The organism is Streptomyces sp. NPDC058741 (genome assembly GCF_042746715.1).
Taxonomy (GTDB): domain Bacteria; phylum Actinomycetota; class Actinomycetes; order Streptomycetales; family Streptomycetaceae; genus Streptomyces.
On record NZ_JBHYQH010000047.1, the window covers coordinates 40224 to 52417 of the forward strand.

10 protein-coding genes and 1 tRNA gene are annotated in these 12194 nt (G+C 68.9%); 9 read left to right on the forward strand and 2 right to left on the reverse strand.

Features of this window, described 5'->3' with window-relative positions:
- Positions 1-341 precede the first annotated feature (341 nt).
- Positions 342-1805: an MFS transporter gene (locus ACFW6P_RS27820; protein WP_386359176.1), complete on the reverse strand. Its 1464-nt coding sequence runs from the start codon at positions 1803-1805 to the stop codon at positions 342-344.
- Between the two features lie 229 nt (positions 1806-2034).
- Here ACFW6P_RS27820 and ACFW6P_RS27825 point away from each other — a divergent pair, with 229 nt between their 5' ends.
- The 8 genes from ACFW6P_RS27825 (at position 2035) to ACFW6P_RS27860 (ending at position 10996) form a co-directional block, all read left to right on the forward strand.
- Positions 2035-2739: a TetR/AcrR family transcriptional regulator gene (locus tag ACFW6P_RS27825; RefSeq protein ID WP_386359178.1), complete on the forward strand. Its 705-nt coding sequence runs from the start codon at positions 2035-2037 to the stop codon at positions 2737-2739.
- A 139-nt stretch (positions 2740-2878) separates the two neighbouring features.
- Positions 2879-4105 carry a cytochrome P450 gene (locus tag ACFW6P_RS27830; protein ID WP_386425200.1) on the forward strand — a complete coding sequence of 409 codons (1227 nt, stop codon included), beginning with the start codon at positions 2879-2881 and terminating at the stop codon, positions 4103-4105.
- A gap of 12 nt (positions 4106-4117) precedes the next feature.
- Positions 4118-5125, forward strand: coding sequence for an LLM class F420-dependent oxidoreductase (locus ACFW6P_RS27835; protein ID WP_386425203.1), 1008 nt, complete (start codon positions 4118-4120; stop codon positions 5123-5125).
- Positions 5122-6330 (forward strand): hypothetical protein, encoded by a 1209-nt coding sequence (locus ACFW6P_RS27840; protein WP_386425206.1) that lies wholly within the window; start codon positions 5122-5124, stop codon positions 6328-6330. Before ACFW6P_RS27835 ends, ACFW6P_RS27840 begins: the two co-directional genes overlap by 4 nt.
- Positions 6331-6462: 132 nt before the next feature.
- Entirely contained in the window at positions 6463-7923 is a 1461-nt protein-coding gene (locus ACFW6P_RS27845) for an FAD-dependent oxidoreductase (RefSeq protein WP_386359186.1), read from the forward strand.
- 64 nt (positions 7924-7987) lie between these two features.
- Positions 7988-8842, forward strand: a complete 855-nt coding sequence (locus ACFW6P_RS27850) for an NAD(P)H-binding protein (protein WP_386359188.1) — start codon at positions 7988-7990, stop codon at positions 8840-8842.
- 104 nt (positions 8843-8946) lie between these two features.
- Positions 8947-10458, forward strand: coding sequence for a multicopper oxidase family protein (locus ACFW6P_RS27855; RefSeq protein ID WP_386425208.1), 1512 nt, complete (start codon positions 8947-8949; stop codon positions 10456-10458).
- 169 nt (positions 10459-10627) lie between these two features.
- The gene (locus ACFW6P_RS27860; RefSeq protein ID WP_386359192.1) at positions 10628-10996 is read left to right on the forward strand and encodes a hypothetical protein; all 369 of its coding nucleotides are present in this window, start codon (positions 10628-10630) and stop codon (positions 10994-10996) included.
- Positions 10997-11174: 178 nt separating this feature from the next.
- Here ACFW6P_RS27860 and ACFW6P_RS27865 read toward each other — a convergent pair.
- A tRNA-Leu gene (locus ACFW6P_RS27865) sits at positions 11175-11258 on the reverse strand.
- 473 nt (positions 11259-11731) lie between these two features.
- On the opposite strand from ACFW6P_RS27865, the gene ACFW6P_RS27870 reads away from it, so the two are divergent.
- A partial coding sequence (locus ACFW6P_RS27870; protein ID WP_386425211.1) for a DUF3662 domain-containing protein occupies positions 11732-12194 on the forward strand: 463 nt, incomplete at its 3' end.

A 12194-nucleotide genomic window follows, 5' to 3' on the forward strand; every position in this document is an offset into this window, starting at 1 on the left:
TTTCTGGATGTGTGACAGAAGACATCCCGATCACTTCCTCGTAAAGCTTTTACTCCCTTTTTAGGTCGATCGGGGTTTGCCGGTCCGGACTTACGGTGGCTTCATCGACAGCCGTGGCGAACCAGGCATGTAATCCGAGGTCATGGTGTGAACTTCTTCTCCGCTCCGTCAGGAACGGATCACTTCCGACGGAGCACTGTCGATCACGATACGCCAAAGGCCGCAGAGCATTCCTGCTCGGTGGCTAAATTCATTCGGCCTGGCGAGATTTAGCGCAGGTGACCCGACAACGCTTCGCTACGAGAAATCCGTCGGCGCATATCCTGCGAGGGATAGCGCCGTCACACCTCCACGTGCCGCACCGCGCGCTCGGGCAGCCACAAGGTGCACAGCGCGGCGCCCGCGACGACCGCGACGGCCACCAGGAGGCTCGTCGAGGTCGCCGTCGTGAAGGCCGACGCCCCGTGCTCGCGCCGCCCGTTCAGGACGGAGAAGAAGACCGTGCCGAGCACGGAGGCACCGAGCGCGTTGCCCACCTGCTGGGCGGAGCTCAGGGTACCCGCGGCGGAGCCGGTCTCCTCCTCGTCGACGCCCGAGAGCACGATGTCGAAGAACGGCGCGATGGCGAGCCCGGAACCGATGCCGACCACCGCGAGCGCGGGCGAGAGCCACCAGACGTTCACCGGGTCGTCCTGGACGGCGATCGTGCCCAGCACGGCCAGCAGGCCGGCGGCGACGGCGGCGAACCCGATGAGCATGGTCCGTCGCGTCATCCCGAGCGCCTGGGAGAACCCGAACCCGAGCAGCATGCCGCCCGCCTGCGCGATCGTGGCGAGTCCCGACTTCAGCGGGCTCATGCCGAGGCCCAGCTGGAAGAAGAGGCTGAACAGCAGCGCGCCGCCCATCATCACGCTGAAGAAGAGGATGCCGACGGACAGCCCGGAGACGAACGCCTTCTTCCCGAACAGCGAGGGAACGATGAGTGTCGACAGGCCCTTGCCCGCCCGCTGGGACTGGTAGCGGACGAAGCCGGCGAGGGCGGCGACGCCGGCGGCCAGGAGCACGAACACCCACCAGGGCCAGCCCAGCTCACGGCCCTGCACGAGCGAGAAGATCACGGCGGCCATCCCCGCCGCGGCGATCAGGGCCCCCACCACGTCGATCCTGAGGTCCTTCTGCCGCGTCGACCTGGGCAACACGGCGAGTCCGGCCAGCAGAGCGAGGCCGCCGATGGGGACGTTGACGGCGAAGATCATCCGCCAGCCCCATCCGAAGTAGTCCGCGTCGACCAGCCAGCCCGCCACGATCGGCCCGGCCACGCCGGACAGCGCCATCGCGGGCCCGGTCACGCCAAAGGCCAGGGCGACCTTGTCCGGCGGGAACACGCCCCGGATGATGCCGAGCGCCTGCGGGACCATCAGCGCGCCCAGCAGGCCCTGCAGGATCCGGGCGGTGATCAGGGTCTCCGGGTTGGTCGCCAGCGCCGAGACCAGCGAGGTCACGGTGAAGCCGGCCAGGCCGACCAGGAAAAGGTTCTTGCGCCCGTACTTGTCGCCGAGCCGCCCGCCGATGAGCAGTCCGGCGGCCATGGCGATGGTGTATCCGGCCGCGAGCCACTGGATGAACTCCTGCGAGCCACCCATGTCGCGCCTGATCGTCGGTCCGGCGATGGTCGTGACCAGCGAATCAAGCAGATCCATGATCTCGCCGATGAGGATGACGCCGACGGCCGCCCATGCCCGCCTGGCAGAGACCACGGGGCCCTCCGGCAAGGCCACGGACTGCGGCGTTTCGGTAGTGGACATGCCGACCTCCTGGGTCGAGACAGCTGACAGTGCCGCCAACAGCGTCGGACGCGCGATGAACGATGTTCGTTGATCGAATACTGTTGCCCGCACCCGAACACTTTCACGTAAACGAACTATGTTCTACTCTAGAATGATGTTCGGCGTCAACCCGCGCCAGAATCCCCCACGGTCCCCGATCCGAACCCGCGCCTTTGGGCGCCTGGTCCTCACCGGTAAGGTCTCCGAGATGCGTCAGAAGTCGAACCCCGACGAGGTGCCCCTTCCACCATGGGAGGCGCGCCGGAAAACCGCGGCTCCCGCGCGCGTTCCGCTGACGGCGGAGCGGATCGTCGACGTCGCGCTCGCGGTCGTCGACGCGGAGGGCAGCGCGGCGGTCACGATGCGCCGGGTCGCGGGCGACCTGGGTGTGGTCGCCTCCAGCCTGTACGCGCACGTACAGAACCGCGAGGAGCTGCTGCTCCTGGTACTCGAGCGCGTGATGAAGGAGGTCGGCGTCCCGGAGGTCACCGGGCAGTGGGACAAGGACCTCAAGGCGCACTACACGAAGATGCAGCGCGTGCTGTCGGCCCACGGCGACATCGCCCTCTACAACTTCGCCGCCTTCCCTCCCACCGCCATCGGCGTGGCCATCACCGAGCGGCTGCTGTCGGTGCTACTGAACGTGGGCGTCTCCGCGAAGACCGCGTCCTGGGCCCTGCACCGGCTCACTCTCTACACGACGGCCGACGTCTACGAGGGCTGGCGTCTGGCGCACAAGGACGTGGACGACTGGCTCGACCCCGTCCGCGACTACTTCACCTCCCTGCCCGCGGACCGGTTCCCGTCCATCGCCGGCAACGTGGACGTCATGCTGGACGCCGACAGCGACGGCAGGTTCGAACTGGGCCTGGACATGCTGATCTCCGGACTGGCGACTTTCATCACGGACTGACCGGTCATTTTCTGTAATGGATTCCCCTGCAGTTTCCAGGTCGGAGAATTAACAAAAAGCTGACTCTGGTCTGACCCCCAGGGAAAATAGTCGCGCTAACGTTCATGCAGCCCCCCTCGGCTTAACCAAGGGAATTGCCATGAACGAGATCGCAACCGAAGCCGCCCCAGAGTTTCCGATACTTCGCACCTGCCCGTTCAGCGTTCCGGACACGTACCGGGAGCTGGACGAGGCGGGCGGTCGGGTGCACCAGGTCCGTATGTCCGACGGGCGCTCCGCCTGGCTCATCACCAAGAACGAGGACGCCCGAGCGGTTCTTTCCGATGCCCGTTTCAGTTCCGAGAAACTTCGGCCCGGTTTTCCCGAACTGTCTCCGGGTGGACTCAAGGCGCTGACTTATTTCTCACCGTTCCTCGTGAACATGGACGGTCCCGAGCACTCCCAGGCCCGCCGCGCGGTCCTCGGCGAGTTCTCCGTGCGCAAGATCAACGCCATGAAGCCGCGGATCCAGCGCATCGTCGACACGGCGATCGACCGGATGCTGGCGCAGCCGGACCGGCCGGTCGACTTCGTCGCCCACTTCGCGAACCCCGTGCCCACGCTGGTGCTCGAGACGTTCCTGGGCGTTCCGGCGGACGACCTCGACGCCATCGAGCGCAACACCGAGAAGATGCTGCGGGAGGCCCGGACGGAGGAAGAGCAGCGGGCCGCCGCCGCGGGACTGCACGCCCATCTCGACGGCGTCATCGCGGCCAAGGAGAAGAAACCGGCCGACGACTTCCTCAGCCGTCAGATCGAGTGGTCCCGCCGGGAGCGCGGCGGAGCCGCCGACCGGTTCGAACTCGCCAGCCTGGTGCAGCTCCTGCAGATCGCCGGACACGCCTCCAGCGCGGCGATGATCTCCCTGTCGGTGCTCACCCTGCTCTCCGACCCGGAGCAGCTGAAGGAGCTCACCGCCGACCCGGACCGGACGCCGGCCGCGGTCGAGGAGCTGCTGCGCTTCCTGTCGATCACCGACACCGGGCCGCTCCGGATGGCCCTGGAGGACGTGGAGATCGGCGGCGTCCGCATCCGCGCGGGCGACGGAGTCATCATCCCCACCCTGCCGGCGAACCGGGACGCCGACGCGTTCCCCGACCCGGACCGCTTCGACATCGGGCGCACCCCCGACACCCGGCACGTCGCGTTCGGCTACGGGGCGCACCAGTGCCTCGGCCAGAACCTCGTGCGCGCCGAGCTCCAGATCGTCCTCGACCGGCTCTTCCACCGCGTCCCGGGCCTGCGGCTCGCCGTGGACCCCGGCGCCCTGCCCTTCACGTACTTCGGCCAGTTCTTCGGCCCCGGCGAACTTCCCGTCACCTGGTAGGAGGAACAGCACGTGAGCATACGTCTCGGCTACCACATCCCATACTTCCATCACACGGAGACGGTCACCGACCTCTTCCCCGCACTGGTCGCCCAGGTGCGGGCCGCGGAGGACTCAGGCTTCGACCTGGTCACCACGATGGACCACTTCTACCAGCCGCCGCTGATCGGTCCGCCCGACGGCCCGATGCTGGAGGCGTACACCCTGCTCGGGGCGCTGGCGGCAGCCACCAGCCGGGTGCAGCTGTCGACCATGGTGACCGGTATCGGCTACCGCAACCCCGCCCTGCTGGCCAAGATGGTCACCACGCTCGACGTGATCAGCCAGGGGCGCGCGGTGCTCGGCGTCGGCGCCGGCTGGCACGAGCAGGAACACCGCGAGTACGGCTACGAGTTCGGTACCGTCGCCGAGCGTTTCGGCAGGTTCGAGGAGGCGCTCGCCATTGCCGTCCCCATGCTGCGCGGGGCGCGGCCGCGGGTCGAGGGGCGCTGGTTCCGGGCCGAGGGTGCCATCAACGAGCCCCGGCTCCGGGAGAACCTGCCGCTGCTGATCGGAGGTGGGGGCGAGAAGAAGACGTTCGCTTTCGCCGCCCGGCACGCCGACCACCTCAACATCATCTGCACCGCGTCGGAGCTGCCGCAGAAGATGGCAGCGGTGCGGGCGCGGTGCGCCGAGGCCGACCGGGATCCGGCGACGCTGGAGACCAGCTTCGCCATGCCGTTGATCATCGACGAGGACGGCGACCGGGCCCGCAAGCTGCTGGACGAGGCGCTGCTCAGGTCGGGCGTGAACGTGGCGGAGCTGACGGACTCCGAGCGGGCCGCGGCGACCGACCGGTTCTTCGTCGGCACCCCGGCCGAGGTCACCGAGCAGCTGCAGGAGCGGGTGCTGTGCCACGGAGTCGGCGGGCTCATGGCCAACATGCTGGCCAACGCGCACGATCCGGACTCCATCACGCTGGCCGGGCGCACGCTGGCCCCCCTGGTCGGGCTCGCGCCGAAGGCAGGGACGACCACATGACCACGGGCGGATCGCAGCGCTTCACCGGAGGCGACGTACTGATGCAACAGCTGGGGATGAACCCGCCGGTGCAGCTGCTCTGGCGGGTGCAGGGCCGGCCGGCTCCCGAAGCGCTGGCGAAGATCCACAGCAACCTGGCCCAGGGCCCGTTGAACCGCCGGATGCGGGCGGTCCGGCTGCCGCTGGCCCGCCCGGTCTGGGAGCGGCACACCGACTGCCGACCGCTGCGCGTCTCGCCCCGGACGGTCGCCCCGGAGGGGGTGATGGACTGGGCCGACGCCGCCTGCCGGGTCGAGCTCGACGCCCATGGGGGCCGCGGCTGGGAACTGAGCGCGGCGTACGTCGCCGACGGTACGTCCGTGGTGTCACTGGTCGGTTCGCACGCGCTGACCGACGGCCAGGGCCTGATCGGCGCCGCCACGCTCGCCGCCCGGGAGAGCGCCCGGCAGGGGTGCTCCGGGTCGCCCTCGCTCGTCGACGACGTCACCGACGCGCTGACGGAAGGCGTGTGGACGTACTCCCGGCTGGCGCTGGCACGGCTGTACGACAAGGCCGCTGAGGTACCCGCCACCGCCACCCGGCTGCTGTTCGGGCGGTCGCCGCAGGGCGGCGGCGCGGCGCCCGTCCGTTCCCGGCTCGCCTTCACCGTGTCGGCCGCCGAGGCCGAGCGGGTGGCCGAGGGCGGTGGAGGCAGCGTGACGGGGCTGATGCTCGCCATGACCGCGAACATTCTGCGTGCGGCCCGGGGCACCACCGAGGCGGGCCGGCCGTTCACGGTCGGGCTGCCCGTGAGCTTCCGGCGGCCCGGCGACCTGGAATCGTCCAACATGGTCGGGATCGCCACGCTGCGGCTGGACGGTCTGCGCGGGCGCTACACCGACCTCTCGGAGATCCGCCGACTGAGCAAGGCGGCGTACTCCGAAGCGGTCGGCCGGCACCTCACCGGCTACCCGCAGGCGGACGCTGCGCTGTCCAACGCCGGCGAGATGCTGCCGGAGGCCCGGGACGTCTTCGGACCCGCCCTGGGCATCCTCTTCCGCACCGTCTCGGGCGCCGGAGGGCCGCCCGGCCGGATGAACTGTTTCGTCCTCAGGGCCGGCGAGACCGTGTCCGTCGGCTTCCAGTCCGCCGGTGTAGCGGTCGGTCACAGCCTCGTCCAGCTGGAGCTGGACGCGTGGGGCATCGCCCCGACGCACACCTGGTGATCTTGAGCGTTCCCGCGGGCCCTCGGAGGCCATGACGGGCTCCTCACGGCCTCGTGAGAACGCCGTACTTGCAAAAAAACGACGTTCACTGATAGAACATCGTTCGGAACCGGAAGGCGGAGAGGTATCGTGATGGACGCTGACGTGATCGTGGTGGGCGCCGGACCCACCGGTCTGACGCTGGCCCACGAGCTGGCCCTCGCGGGCGCACACGTGGCCCTGCTCGACAAGGGTCCCGGCCGGACCGGCGAGAGCCGCGCCCTGAATCTCCACCCCCGCACCGCGGAGATGCTGGCCCTGCGCGGCATGCTCGACGGTGCGGAGGAGCAGGCCAGGACCCGGCTGGAGACCACCCACTTCGCGCACCTGCCCGTCCCGCTGACGCTGGACGGCTGGAACTCCCGCTACCCGTACCAGGTCGCCATTCCGCAGGCCGAGGTCGAGAAGGTGCTGGAGGAGCACCTCGCCGCGCTCGGGGTGCGGGTCCAGTGGGACTCGGAGGTCACCGGCATCGAGCAGGACGAGGAACGGGTCCGGGTCCAGGCCGGGGGCAAGTGGATCGAGGCGCGCTATCTGGCGGGCTGCGACGGCGGCCGCAGCTTCGTCCGCAAGGAACTCGGGGTCGACTTCCCTGGGCTGGACGCGCGGTGGTTCGGCACCGTCGCCGACGTCGTGCTCGGTGTCACCGGCGAGGGGATCGCGACGACCTGGGACACCAAGGGCTCGCCCCGGATGCGTCCGGACGGGTCGTTCGCGAACATCTTCCCGATCGGCAAGGAGTCGGACGGCGTCCACCGGATCTTCTACAGCGTCGCCGACCAGGTGATCGACGACCAGCGCGCGAAGGTGCCGGAGGACGAGGTCATCGCGGTGATCCGGGAGTTCTACGGCGCGGAGACCGAGGTCAAGGAGGTGCGCTGGGGCTCCCGGTTCAGCGACGCCTCACGCCTCGCGGAGCACTACCGCGTCGGTCGGGCCTTCCTCGCGGGCGACGCCGCTCACGTCCACCTGCCGCTCGGCGGACAGGGACTCAACACCGGCGTGCAGGACGCCATGAACCTGGGCTGGAAACTCGCCGCCGAGATCGCCGGCCGGGCCCCCGAAGGGCTGCTCGACACCTACCACGGCGAACGCCACCCGGTGGGCGCCGCCGTCCTCACGAACACCCGCGCCCAGGTCGCCCTCGGCCAGAAGGGCATCGAGCACGACGCGCTGCGCGAGATCTTCGCCCAGTTGATCAAGCTGCCGGAGGCCAACCGCCTGCTCGGCGGTGCGATCTCCGGGCTCTCCATCCGCTACGACCTCGGGGGCGACGAACCCGTCGGGGCCCGGCTCACCGACTTCGCCCTGCCGGACGGCCGCTGGGTCAGCGAACTGTTCCACCAGGGGCACGGCGTCCTGCTCACCACGCGGACGGAACTCGTCGCCGGGGCGGCGCCGTGGACCGGCTGGGTGGACGCCGTGGAGGTACCGGAGCTCCCCGATCTCGCCGCCGAGGCCGTGCTGGTGCGCCCCGACGGCTACATCTGCTGGGTGCCCGGTACACCGCTCGCAGAAGCGCTCCACCGCTGGTTCGGCACGCCCCGGACCTGACCCACGGCCGGCCTTCGCGCCGGACGCACTCTCTTTCCCCCCACATGCACAGGAGATCCACCTCATGACCGTTCTGGTGACCGGCGCGACCGGTAACGTCGGCCGCACCGTTGTCGAGTCACTGCTCGCGGCCGGCGTCCCGGTGCGGGCCACCTCCCGGAACCCGAAGACCGCCGGACTGCCCGCGGGCGTCGACGTACGCGCCGGGGATCTGGACGACCCCGGTTCGTTCAGGGACGCTCTGTCGGGAGTGGAGAAGCTCTTCCTGTTCCCCAACCCGTCCGGCGTCGCCGAGTTCCTGGACCTCGCCAAGGCGTCCGGGGTCCGGCACGTGGTGCTGCTGTCGTCCGCCGCGGTGACCGCGTCGAATGTGACCACCAATCCGATCGGGCTCATGCATCTGTCGATCGAGCAGGCGGTGGAGCACAGTGGTCTCGCCCGTACGGTGCTGCGCCCCGGCGCGTTCGCGGGCAACGCGCTGCAATGGGCTCCCGCGATCCGCGAGAGCGGTGAGGTCCGCATCCCGTACGCCGAGAGCACGGTCTCCCCGATCCACGAGCGTGACATCGCGGCGGTCGCCGTCCAGGCCCTGCTGTCGGACGGCCACGAGAACGCGACGTACGAACTCACCGGCCCGGAGTCGATGACGCAGCGCCGGCAGGCCGAACTGATCGAGGCGGCGATCGGGCGTCCGGTGACCGTCGTCGACCTGGTCGACGACGCCGCTCGGGCCCAACTGGATTTGCACTACGGCGGTTTCGGGGTGCCCGGCCTGGTCGACTCCGTCCTCGACACGTACGCCGCCTCGGTCGGCACTGCCGCCCCGGTGACGGACACGGTCGCCCGGATCACCGGCCGAGCGCCGACGGCCTTCGCCGACTGGGCCCTGGAACATCGTCCGGCGTTCACCGCTGCCTGACCGCCCGACCTCCGACACGAAGGAGCCGCACCCAGGACGGGTGAGGCTCTTTCTCCCGCGGTCCCTGAGATTCCATCACCCGCAACTCTCCACCGGGAGAAGACATGATTCACCGCAGAGACGTCCTCAAGACGGGGGCAGCTCTCACCGGCGCGCTCGGCGGTGCCGGCCTGCTGGTGCCCGCCGTGGCCGCTCCCGCACAGGCGGCAGACCTGGACCCGACCACCGTCCCGCAGTTCCAGCAGGCGATGCCGTTGCCCGAGGTACTGGAGCCGGTGGGCGACCGGGGGATGACCAGCTACTACGACATGAGCATCGAGGAGGCGGACGCGGAGATCCTGCCCGGTCGCCTGACCCGGGTCCGTACCTTCAACGGACGCTTTCCCGGTCCTGTCATCAAGGCGGTCTCCGGTCGGCGCGTCGTGGTCAGGCAGACCAATCAGCTGAGCGTGCCCACCTCCATCCACCTGCACGGCGGCCACGTGCCCCAGAACAGCGACGGCTCCCCCATGGACCTGATCGCGCCGGGCGGCGGGTCGAAGACCTACACGTACCCGAACCATCAGCCGCACGCGAACCTGTGGTTCCACGACCACGCCCACGAGCAGGAGTCGGAGAACGTCTACCGCGGGCTGACCGGCCTCTATCTGCTCACCGACGACGTGGAGCAGAACCTGAACCTGCCCTCGGGCAGGTACGACGTGCCGATCGCACTGCGGGACGCGCGCTTCGACGAGAGCGGCCAACTCGTCTACACCATGGGCGACTTCAAGAACCGCCAGGTGTTGCTCGCCAACGGCAGGGCGTGGCCGTACTTCAACGTCGCCGCCCGCAAGTACCGCTTCCGGCTGTTCAACACGTCCAACATGCGATTCTACGCGCTGCAGCTGTCCGACGGCTCGGCGTTCCAGCAGATCGGCTCCGACGGCGGGCTGCTGGCGGAGCCGCTCGACGTGACATCGGTGTTCCTCGCCCCCGGTGAGCGCGCCGACATCGTCGTCGACTTCTCCCGGTACACCGTCGGCAGCACGCTGATCCTCGGCAACGCCGGCGGGCTGCTGCCCGGCGACCCTGCCGACCAGGTCGGCAGGGTGCTGCAGTTCCGGGTCGGCGGTCCCGCCGAGGACACCAGCAGCGTGCCCGCGACCCTGCGTACGCTGCCCGCGCTCGGCACCGCCACGGTCCGTCGCAGCTTCGTCCTAAGCATGGACGAGACCGGCAAGACCATGGACGCGTTCATCAACGGCAAGTCGTACGCCATGAACCGGATCGACACCGAGATCGAGTACGGGGCCACGGAGACCTGGACCGTCCGCAACGCCAACGTCTACACGCCGCACAACTTCCACATCCACCTGGTGCAGTTCCGTGTACTGGAGCGCGACGGTAAGCCCGTCACCTCCGGACCGGAGAGCGGGCTGAAGGACACCGTGACCCTCAAGCCCGGGGAAACGGTCAGACTGCAGGCGACCTTCACGGGCTACGAGGGCACGTACGTGTACCACTGCCACATGCTCGACCATTCGGCGATGGGCATGATGGCGAGCTTCCGGGTCAGCAAGACCGCCACCACAGCACAGAGCGAAACCCGTCGACACCCCTCCCACCGTCGGTGAGCCGACGCCACGGGAGTGTCATGAATCATTCCTGATAGACCCGACGCCAGCTACCCGTTCGGTGCGTCAGCGCCGGTGTCCATAGTGGTGGACACCGGCGCTGACGCGGTTGGTGGCCCCACGAGACAGCGTCGATGAAGAGGGCATCAAACCGCACTGGTAGGAGTCGTTGATCCAGTATTTCGGAGTTCTGGGGTCTGTACGGTCATCGGCCCTTCTCCAGCCCCTCCGGTACGGCTCCGAAGCCTGGCAGCGCGTCTACTTCCGCCTCCGCGACAGCGTCGAAGGAATCGACGGCTACGCCAAGGACCCCCTCTACGAGCGGATCGAAGACGCCGGCACCCGCCGGATCCGCGGCATCGCCGCCCAGACCCTCCTGCTGGCCTTCCGGCTCGCCCGAGACAATCGCCGCAGGCTCAGGGCATGGGCCGACTCGATCACCCTGCACGACGACCGACCGCGCCGCCGGCCCACCCGCCGTCGCAAGACCGAGCCACTGGGCACCTGGACTCCCAAGGGCTACGCCACCCAGCCCTGAGACCTTCATCACAAGCCACCCGTAGGCTACGACAACCAACCGAAGATCCACACCAGAAAACAAGACCGCCGACGGTCCACGTGTTTCTGCCCACACAAAGAGGAACGGGCGGCATCGTGATCACGATGCCGCCCGTTCCACCGGTGCAATCCAGAGCACTTTCGTCGGTGCTCCTCTGTGCGCGAGGGGGGAGTTGAACCCCCACGCCCTTGCGGGCACTGGAACCTGAATCCAGCGCGTCTGCCTATTCCGCCACCCGCGCATTGGGTGTGTCCTGGGCTCTTGCCCCGCTGGGGCCGGCGCCTTCCGACATCGAGAACATTAGCACGCTGCCGGGGGTGGGTTCACATCCCTTCTTGCCGCAGGCAGGAGCCCCGCCGGACCTTCGGTGTCCCTGCCACGTATCAACGCGGACCGCTTCACGTATCAACCTCGTACCGGTACCCCTTGTCTCCCCAGGAGAGGGTCCGGGTCCACAGCCGGGTGCGGGACACTGGTCTTCGGCCGCCTCTACGATCCTTGGCGGGAGTACCTGAAGCGGTTGTGCGCAGCAGTACTGCCGGCGGAGTTCGAAGAGGCGCTCCACAGGGAACTTCGTCATCCGTCGACACCCGTCGGCGGGCCTGACAGGGGGAACCAGCCGATCGAGCGGCGCGTGGATACGATCAGTAAGCAGTACCAGGCAAGCGGCCCGCAGGGCAGTACACAGGACGGCAGTGACGGAGGAGGTGCCCCATGGGAGTCCTGAAGAAGTTCGAGCAGCGTCTCGAAGGTCTGGTCAACGGCACCTTCGCCAAGGTGTTCAAGTCCGAGGTCCAGCCCGTGGAGATCGCGGGTGCGCTCCAGCGTGAGTGCGACAACAACGCCACCATCTGGAACCGCGACCGCACGGTCGTGCCCAACGACTTCATCGTCGAGCTGAGCACACCGGACTTCGAGCGGCTCAGCCCGTACTCCGGCCAGCTCGGCGACGAGCTCGCCGGCATGGTGCGCGACTACGCCAAGCAGCAGCGCTACACCTTCATGGGCCCGATCAAGGTGCACCTGGAGAAGGCGGACGACCTCGACACCGGCCTGTACCGGGTGCGCAGCCGTACGCTCGCCTCGTCCAGCAGCCAGCAGGGCGGCCCGGGCGGCGGCGCCGCCGCGCCCGCGGCCCCGCAGGGCGGACGCCCCGGCGGCTACGGCTCTGACTCTA

What these genes read in the sequence shown, in the direction of transcription:
- ACFW6P_RS27820 (WP_386359176.1), bottom strand. Translation starts at nt 1,805, where the DNA reads ATGTCCACTACCGAAACGCCGCAGTCCGTGGCCTTGCCGGAGGGCCCC.
- ACFW6P_RS27855 (WP_386425208.1), top strand. Translation starts at nt 8,947, where the DNA reads ATGATTCACCGCAGAGACGTCCTCAAGACGGGGGCAGCTCTCACCGGC.
- ACFW6P_RS27830 (WP_386425200.1), top strand. Translation starts at nt 2,879, where the DNA reads ATGAACGAGATCGCAACCGAAGCCGCCCCAGAGTTTCCGATACTTCGC.
- ACFW6P_RS27845 (WP_386359186.1), top strand. Translation starts at nt 6,463, where the DNA reads ATGGACGCTGACGTGATCGTGGTGGGCGCCGGACCCACCGGTCTGACG.
- ACFW6P_RS27825 (WP_386359178.1), top strand. Translation starts at nt 2,035, where the DNA reads ATGCGTCAGAAGTCGAACCCCGACGAGGTGCCCCTTCCACCATGGGAG.
- ACFW6P_RS27850 (WP_386359188.1), top strand. Translation starts at nt 7,988, where the DNA reads ATGACCGTTCTGGTGACCGGCGCGACCGGTAACGTCGGCCGCACCGTT.
- ACFW6P_RS27840 (WP_386425206.1), top strand. Translation starts at nt 5,122, where the DNA reads ATGACCACGGGCGGATCGCAGCGCTTCACCGGAGGCGACGTACTGATG.